Source organism: Nostocoides sp., assembly GCF_037045025.1.
Taxonomy (GTDB): Bacteria; Actinomycetota; Actinomycetes; order Actinomycetales; family Dermatophilaceae; genus Nostocoides_A.
The window spans coordinates 330,557-338,255 of record NZ_JBAOHM010000009.1 but is presented as its reverse complement, the minus strand read 5'-3'; the positions used below and the strand labels follow the sequence as shown (position 1 = coordinate 338,255).

Genomic DNA, 7,699 nt, shown 5'->3' with positions numbered 1-7,699 from the left:
GTCGGAGGAATAGAGCGCGAGCGCGACCGGCAGGGTGTAGGCGTCGTTGCGCTGCGCGACGACCAGCGGCCAGAGGAAGTTGTTCCAGCTGCCGAGGAAGGTGATGATGCCGAGCGTCGCCATGGCCGGGCCGGCCAGCGGCAGGAAGATCCGGAAGAAGATCTTCAGTTCACCGGCGCCGTCGACCCGGCCGGCATCCAGCAACTCCCGCGGGAGTGAGGACATGAACTGCCGCATGAGGAAGACTCCGAAGGGTGCCGCGAGGAACGGCAGGAACAGCCCCGGCAAGGTGTTGAGCAGGCCGAGGTTGGCGACCAGGACGAAGAGCGGGATGAAGGTCACCACGCCCGGGATCATCAGCGTCGCCATCACCAGGCCGAACACCAGCTTCTTGCCGCGGAAGTCGAGCATCGCCAGGGCGTAGCCGAGCATCGAGCAGAAGACCAGGTTGGCGACGGTGACGATGACGGCGACGATCGTCGAATTGACGAAGTAGGTCGAAAACGACAGCTTCGAGAACAGCGTGGTGAAGTTGGCGAAGGTCACCGACTCCGGCAAGAAGGTCGGTGGCACCTGGCGGAGTTCGTGGTCGGTCTTTAGGCTGCCGAGCATCATCCAGATGAGCGGCGCCATGACGATCAGGGCCGAGATCGTCACGACGATGTAGGTGATCGCCGTCGCGATCGGTGAGCGTTGACTGCGCATGGCTACCTCACGTGTTGTCCCGCATGACGCGGAACTGGATCGCAGTGACCACGGCGATGATGACGAAGATGATGTAGCTCATCGCCGTCGCATAGCCGTAGTTGCCGTACCCGAACTGCTTGTAGGTGTACATCGACATCGAGATCGTGCTGTTGAGCGGGCCACCATTGGTCATCACGAACGGCTCCTCGAAGAATTGCAGGTAGCCGATCAGCGTGGTCACCGACACGAACAGGATCGTCGGCCGAAGCATGGGGATGGTGATCTTGGTGAACCGCTGCCAGGCGCTGGCCCCGTCGATGGCGGCTGCCTCGTGCAGCGCCCACGGCACCGACTGGAGGCCCGCGAGGAAGATGACCATCGCGGTGCCGAAGTTGCGCCAGGCGGCCATCATGATCAGGCTCGGCATCGAGGTCTTCTCGTTGCCGAGCCAGTTCGGCCCGTCGATGCCGAACCACCCCAAAGCGGTGTTGAGCAGGCCGGAATCCGGTTGCAGCAGGAACCGCCAGACCACGGCCACGGCCACGATCGAGGTGATGACCGGCATATAGAAGCCGAGCCGGAAGAACGCCCGGAACCGGGTGATTCCCTTGTCCAGCGCGACGGCAGCCGCGAGCGCGATGATCAGCGTCAGCGGCATACCGACCAAGACGAAGTAGGCGGTGTTGGCCGCCGCCTTGCGGAAGGTCGGGTCCGCGAAGGCCTTGGTGTAGTTCTTGAGCCCGACAATGTTGACGGCGAAGGGGTGCTTGAGGTCGCGGAACTTGGTGTCGGTGAAGCTCATGAACAGCGACTGGATCAGCGGCCAGGCCGTGAACACCAAGAACAGCAGCATGAACGGCAGGGCGAGAATCCACCCCGCCCGGGTCTCCCGGGAGCGGCCCTTGCCGCTTGCCCGGGAGACCGCGGTCGCGGACTGCGTCATGTCACTCGCCGGTGCCGATCGAGTCGGCGTCCGCCTGCGCCTGCTTGAGCGCTTCGGCGGGGTCGGTGCCCTTCTTGGTCACCAACTCGACCTGGGTGTCGAACTTGCCGGCGACCTCTTCCCAGGTCGGGAAGGAGGGCGGCGCCTGGGCCGTCTTGAGCTGCTCGCCGAACTTGGCCAGCTTGGCGTCCGACTTCAGCGTGCCTTCTTCCCAGGCGGACTGGACCGAGGGCAGGTCGGTGGAGATGCCATACCACTTGGCCTGCACCTTGGGGTCGGTGAGGAAGGAGACCAGCTTCCAGGCGGCGTCCCGGTTCTTGGTATTCTTAAAGACCGCGAGATCGGCGCCACCGACGAAGGAGGAGGACTCCGTCTTGGCCGGGATGAGCATGACGTCGTACTTGTCCTTGAAGGTGTCATCGCCCTTGGCGGCGGCCTCGACGACCGTGATCATCCACGGGCCGGAGATGAACATCGGCACCTTGCCGCTGACGAAGTCGGCGTCGGTGGTCGGCTGGACCGGGGCCGCCTTGTCGGCGATGCCTTCCTTAAAGAACGACTGGTAGTAGGTCAGCGCCTCAGTCAGCTCCGGGCTGTCGAAGTTGTAGGCCTTCCCGTCGTCCTTGGTCAGGTTGGCGCCGGCGGACCAGGCGAACGGCAGCACGCCCTGCCAGGAGCCCTGCCCACCCGGTTGCAGGCCGATGCCCCACTTGGCGCCGGCCTTGTCCTGCATCGCCTTGGCCATCGCCTTCAGGCCATCCCAGTCGGTGGGGGCCTCGTTGATCCCGGCCTTCTTGGCCAGGTCGGTGCGGTAGTAGATCAGGCGGGTCTCGACATACCACGGGACGCCGTAGGAGGTGCCGCCCACCTCGGTGGTCGACCAGGCCCCGGGGAAGAAGGCGGCCTTGTCAATCGACGGCGGGGTGGGGTCGAGGGCGTCGGGCCCGAATTCGCCCATCCACGTCGTGCCCACCATCGCCACGTCCGGCGTGGCGTTGCCGGCGATCGCGGCCTTGAACTTGTCGTGGGCGGCATCCCAGGGGACGGCCGTGACGTTGACCTTGACGCCCGGGTTGGCGGTTTCGAAGTCCTTGACGAGTTCGGGCAGCTTGTCGCCCTCGGCGCCCATGGCCCACATAGAGAGTTCGCCCTTAACCTCGCCGGTGTTGACGGCCGAGCCGGTCTGGGAGGCGGTGGCTTCGGTGCTGTCTCGCCCGCACGCGGCCAGGCCGAGCGCGGAGAGGGCGAGGACGGTGATGGTTGCGGTGGTCCGTTTCATCTGTCGAAAGTGCCTTTCAATGGTGGGCGGGATGCGAAGTCCCAGGATCGGAGGTGCCGCACGAGTCACGGACGATCACCTCACAGGGAATGACGTGGTCACCTCCCCACGGCCGATCGATGGTGAGCCGGTCGTGGAGCAGGCCGGCCGCGAGCGCGGCGATTTCCCGGACCGGCTGCCGGACGGTGGTCAGGCGCGGCCGGACATAGCGGGCGGCGAGGATGTCGTCCCAGCCGGTGAGCGCGATCTCTTCGGGAACCCCGATGCCGGCGGCGGCGAGCCGCTCGAGCAGGGCGAGCGCCAGCAGGTCGTTGGCGCAGACCAGCCCCTCGGTCAGCGGGATCTCCCGCAGCAGCAGCTCCGCCGCCGCGCGACCCCCGCTCTCGTCGAACGGGACGAGGACGGGATCGGCCGCCGGCAGCCCGTATGCCGCGTGCGCCGCCACGAATCCCGCATGCCGGTCGCGCACGTCGATCGCCCCGGCCGGGTCGCCGACGAACCGCAGCCGCCGCCGGCCGGCGCTCAGCAGGCGGGTGGTCAACTCGCGTGCCGGTTCGGCGCTCTCGGCGCGGACGCACTCGATGCCGGTCGCGGGATCGCCGGCCAGCACGAGCGTGGCGACGCGTGCGGCGAGCGAGTCGACGCCCGAGCGCGGCAGCCCGGTCGAGGCCATGATGGCCAGGCCGTCGACCCGGACGGCCAGGCGCCGGGCGGCCCGAGCCAGATCGGAGCGGCCGGCGGCAAGAACGAGGACGACGCTCAGGTCGCGCTCCCCGGCTGCCGCTTCGAAGCCGGCGATCAGGTCGGCGTAATACTGCCCGGTAATCTCGGGGACGATCAGGCCGAGGGCCTCGTGGCTACGGGCGGCGAGCGTCTGGGCGGCACCCAGCGGCTCGTAGCCGAGTTCGACGATGGCCCGCTGCACCCGCTGCCGGTTGGCTTCGCGAACCTGGGCGGGATTGTGCAGATAGCGCGAGACGGTGGCGATGGAGACGCCGGCGCGCTCGGCGACGGCATAGATGGTCGCGCCGCGGCCGTGAGCCCGAGATCCCGCCATCCGTCACCTCCTCGTGCCGGAACCGCAGCGCGACTGTAAGCGCTTACGGCTACGTCACAGGACAGTCTGCACCGTTCCGGGCGACCCGGCGGGATTTGATAGCGGCGTTTTTTTGACGCGAGTTCGCGCTCCGGTCAGGTGCCCGAGCCGGTCAGTGCCATCGCGGGGTTGCCGATGAACGCCCAGCCGAGGGCGGCGTCCTGGGCCAGCCGGGCATCCAGCAGCTCGGCAACATGCGCCGGCCAGGGCGCCACCCGACGAGCGGTCAAATCGACACTCACCGTGACATATTCGAGGGTGTTGGCGATTTCCTGCCGGGACTGGTTGAGCAGGAAATGAACGACGTGCAGCGCCTTGGCCGAGCGTTCGAGCATCCGGACATGGAGGGTGAGGGTGTCCCCGCAGTGGACCTCACGCAGATAGCGCAGGTGATGTTCGACGTCGAAGGAGGCACCGGAGCCGGCCTGCGCATGTTCGGGGCCCAGCCCGACGGAGGAGAGGAAGGCCCAGCCGCCGTCGTTGTGGATCTGCATGTAGCGCACGATGTTCATGTGCCCGTTGGCGTCGCCGAACTCCGGGGGCACCACGAGCGTGTAGCAGGCCTCGAGCTGGACAACGTCCGCGTAGGTCGGCACGACGTGGCCCCGGCTTAGACCCGGCGCAGCAGCGCGGCGAGCGCCTGCCCACCGCCGATGCACATCGTCACGATGGCGAGTTCGCCGTCGGTGCGGGCCAGGTGCTTGACCGCCCGGAGCGTGAGGATCGCCCCGGTCGCGCCAACCGGGTGCCCGAGGGCGATCGCCCCGCCATACGGATTGGTCTTGTCCGGGTCGAGCCCGGCGTCGCGGACGACGGCCACGGCCTGCGCGGCAAAGGCCTCGTTGCACTCGACGACGTCGATGTCCTTGGGGGTGGTGCCGGTCTGCTCAAAAAGCGCCTCCAGCGCCAGCACGGGCGCATACCCCATGATCTCCGGCTCGAGCGCGCCGGTCGCGATCGACTCAACGACGGCCAACGGCTTCAGCCCGTATGCCGCGACCGCCCCCTCGCTCGCCAGCACGACCATCGCGGCGCCGTCGTTGATGCCGGAGGCGTTGCCGGCGGTGACGCTACCGTCCTTGGCGAAGGCCGGGCGCAGACCGGCGAGGGTCTCCAGCGTCGTGCCCGGCTTGGGGTGCTCGTCGGCGCTCACGGTGACCGGTTTGCGGCCCGGCGTCGTGATCGGCTCGATCTCTTCGGCGAAGGCCGCCTGGGCCTCGGCACTGGCCGCCCGCTGCTGCGAGCGCAGCGCGAACTCGTCCTGCTCCTGGCGGCTCACGTCGTACTTCGCGGCGACGTTCTCGGCGGTGACGCCCATGTGGACGCCGGAGAAGGGATCGGTGAGCATAAAGACGGTGCCGTCGACGAGGCTGCGGTTGCCGAGCTTGTAGCCGGCGCGGGCGTCGAAGTCGTAGAACGGCATCCGGGTCATCGACTCGGCGCCGCCGGCGAGCGCGATGTCCAGGCCGCTCCAGCGCATCTCCATCGCCGCCGACCAGATCGCCTGCAGCCCGCTGCCGCACAGCCGGTTGACGGTGTATGCCGGTGTCGCCACCGGCAGGCCTGCCCCCAGCGCGACCCGCCGGGCGATGTAGGCATCCCCGCCGACCTGCCCGATCGTCCCGCAGACGACTTCCCGGACAGCGTCGTCGGCCACGCCGGCGCGGGTGAGGGCCGCCCGGGCGGCGTGGGCACCGAGCTCGTGGGCGGGCACGTCCTTCAAGACCCCGCCGAAGCTGCCCACCGGCGTGCGCGCCCCGTCGACGATGTAGATGCGATCAGCGGACATGAGGACTCCTCCTCGAGCTCACGGTCGGGTCACCTCCGACCCTACTGGCCGGCGCGGCGCCTGCCCCCGGTGCCCCCCCCCACTCGGGTAACCTCGCGGTCCTATGTCCTTATCACCCGAGCCGCTCCCGTCAGCGCAGCCGCCGATCGAGCGACCCGGATTCCAGCACCTCTCCCCCGCCTTCCCCGGTCGGGCCCCGTGGGGCACAGCGTCCAGCCTGCGCGCCTGGCAGGCGCAGGCGCTGGACCACTATCTGGCGGCCTCGCCGCGGGACTTCCTCGCGGTGGCCACACCGGGGGCGGGTAAGACGACGTTCGCGCTCCGCGTGGCCAAGGAGCTGCTCGAGCGCCGGATCGTGCGCAAGGTGATCGTGGTGACCCCGACCGAGCACCTGAAGGTCCAGTGGGCCGAAGCGGCGCACAAGGTGGGCCTGGCCATCGACCCCGGGCTCGGCGCTTCCTCCCGCCGTGGGCGCAGCCGCGAATACGCCGGCAGCGCGGTCACCTATGCCGGGGTTGCCGCCCGGATGTTCCACTACCGGGCCGTGGTCGAGAAGCAGAACACGCTGGTCATCCTCGATGAGGTCCACCATGCCGGCGACGCGCGCAGTTGGGGCGAGGCGGTCAAGGAGTGCTTCGAGCCGGCCACCCGGCGCCTGGCCTTGACCGGCACGCCGTTCCGCTCCGATGACAACCCGATCCCGTTCGTGCGCTACGAGCCGACCCCCGACGGCGGGCTGCGCTCGGCCGCCGACTACACCTATGGCTACGCCGAGGCGCTGCGCGATCACGTCGTGCGCCCGGTGCTGTTCATGAACTATGGCGGGCCGATGCGCTGGCGCACCAAGGCCGGAGACGAGCTGGAGGCCAACCTCGGCGACCCGCTGACCAAGGACGTGACCGCGCACGCCTGGCGAACCGCGTTGGACCCCAAGGGCGAATGGATCACCGCCGTCCTGCGCGCCGCCGACCACCGGCTGAGCGAGGTGCGCCGCCACATCCCCGACGCCGGCGGCCTGGTGATCGCCACCGACCAGGCGAGCGCACGGGCATACGCGCGCGTGTTGCAGGCGCTCACCGGCAGCCCGCCGGCCGTCGTCTTGTCCGACGACGCCGGCGCGTCCAACCGCATCGAGTCGTATGCCGCTTCCACCGACCGCTGGCTGGTCGCCGTCCGGATGGTCTCCGAGGGCGTCGACGTCCCTCGTCTCGCGGTCGGTGTCTATGCGACCGCCACGTCCACGCCGTTGTTCTTTGCCCAGGCGGTCGGCCGGTTCGTGCGCGCCCGGCGACGCGGTGAGCTGGCCACGGTCTTCCTCCCGACGGTGGCGCTGATCCTCTCCCACGCCGCGCTGCTGGAGCGCCAGCGCGACCACGTCCTCGGCGCGCCCACGGACAAGGAGGGCCTGTGGGATGAGGAGGCGGTCGATGCGGCCAACCGCGACGGGGGCGCGTCGGAGGACCTGCTCGGGCAGTGGGAGGCGCTGGGGTCGGCGGCCGAGTTCGACCACGTCATGTATGACGCTCACCAGTTCGGGCTGGCCGCCGTTCCCGGCAGCCAGGACGAGCACGACTACCTCGGCCTGCCCGGCCTGCTCGAACCCGACCAGGTGCACGCCGTGCTGCAGGAGCGTCAGCGCCGCCACCTGGCCCGCCAGCAGCGCCGCGACCGTCGCGAGAAGGTGCCGGCCGATGTCAGCCTGCACCGGGCGCTGGAGGCCAAGCGCAAGGAGCTGAACTCGCTCGTCAACCAATACGCCCGCCATCGCGGTATGCCGCACAGCCACGTCCACGCCGAGCTGCGCCGCCAGGCCGGCGGCCCCCCGCTGTCCCGCGCGACCACCGAGCAGGTCGAGCACCGGATCGCCCTGATCCGCCGCTGGCACACCGGGCGGTGAGCCTCGCC

General features: G+C 69.2%; 7 protein-coding genes. 1 reads left to right on the top strand and 6 read right to left on the bottom strand.

Annotation, left to right across the window (positions count from 1 at the left end; translation table 11 throughout):
• From V9G19_RS10620 to V9G19_RS10595, 6 genes are all read right to left on the bottom strand, one after another.
• The coding region (locus tag V9G19_RS10620; RefSeq protein ID WP_462285438.1) for a carbohydrate ABC transporter permease at window positions 1-705 on the bottom strand (705 nt) is incomplete at its 3' end.
• Between the two features lie 7 nt (window positions 706-712).
• Window positions 713-1,630, bottom strand: a complete 918-nt coding sequence (locus V9G19_RS10615) for a carbohydrate ABC transporter permease (RefSeq protein WP_462285437.1) — start codon at window positions 1,628-1,630, stop codon at window positions 713-715.
• 1 nt (window position 1,631) lies between these two features.
• Window positions 1,632-2,909, bottom strand: coding sequence for a sugar ABC transporter substrate-binding protein (locus V9G19_RS10610; RefSeq protein WP_462285436.1), 1,278 nt, complete (start codon window positions 2,907-2,909; stop codon window positions 1,632-1,634).
• Window positions 2,910-2,925: 16 nt separating this feature from the next.
• Window positions 2,926-3,966 carry a LacI family DNA-binding transcriptional regulator gene (locus tag V9G19_RS10605; RefSeq protein ID WP_462285435.1) on the bottom strand — a complete coding sequence of 347 codons (1,041 nt, stop codon included), beginning with the start codon at window positions 3,964-3,966 and terminating at the stop codon, window positions 2,926-2,928.
• A 134-nt stretch (window positions 3,967-4,100) separates the two neighbouring features.
• Complete coding sequence (locus tag V9G19_RS10600; RefSeq protein WP_462285434.1) at window positions 4,101-4,601, bottom strand: thioesterase family protein; 501 nt, start codon at window positions 4,599-4,601, stop codon at window positions 4,101-4,103.
• A gap of 14 nt (window positions 4,602-4,615) precedes the next feature.
• Window positions 4,616-5,794: a thiolase family protein gene (locus V9G19_RS10595; RefSeq protein WP_462285433.1), complete on the bottom strand. Its 1,179-nt coding sequence runs from the start codon at window positions 5,792-5,794 to the stop codon at window positions 4,616-4,618.
• 103 nt (window positions 5,795-5,897) lie between these two features.
• On the opposite strand from V9G19_RS10595, the gene V9G19_RS10590 reads away from it, so the two are divergent.
• Window positions 5,898-7,691, top strand: coding sequence for a DEAD/DEAH box helicase (locus tag V9G19_RS10590; RefSeq protein ID WP_462285432.1), 1,794 nt, complete (start codon window positions 5,898-5,900; stop codon window positions 7,689-7,691).
• Window positions 7,692-7,699 lie beyond the last annotated feature (8 nt).